At 76.3% G+C, this 448-nt stretch carries 1 pseudogene; it reads left to right on the top strand.

Annotated elements, in window-relative coordinates:
- Positions 1-448: pseudogene (locus STRAU_RS35760) on the top strand (DNA polymerase III subunit gamma and tau); the annotation flags it as partial.

Here is a 448-nt window from a genome sequence, read left to right as displayed (position 1 = left end):
CCCCGCCGCACCCGCGGCCCCCACCCCGTCCGCCCCTCCGGCGGCCCCGGCGGCCCAGACACCCCCGGCCGCCCCGGCCGCGGCGTACACCGGCGGCGGCCCGGACCCCCGCTCCCTCTGGCCGAACATCCTCGAAGCGGTCAAGAACCGCCGCCGCTTCACCTGGATCCTGCTCAGCCAGAACGCCCAGGTGACCGGGTTCGACGGCACCACCCTCCAGCTCGGCTTCGTGAACGCCGGCGCCCGGGACAACTTCGCGAGCAGCGGCAGCGAGGACGTACTGCGGCAGGCGCTGACGGAGCAGTTCGGCGTGCAGTGGAAGGTCGAGGCGATCGTCGACCCTTCCCCAGGCTCTCGAATGGACTCGAGCAGGGGAGGCCCCATTGGCGGCTCGGCCCCGCCGCCCGCCGCGAGCGGGTTCGGCGGCGGCGCACCGGCGGCGGCCCCG

This window comes from Streptomyces aurantiacus JA 4570 (genome assembly GCF_000414115.1).
GTDB classification, from domain to species: Bacteria; Actinomycetota; Actinomycetes; order Streptomycetales; family Streptomycetaceae; genus Streptomyces; species Streptomyces aurantiacus_A.
This window is presented reverse-complemented; position numbering and strand designations above follow the sequence as displayed.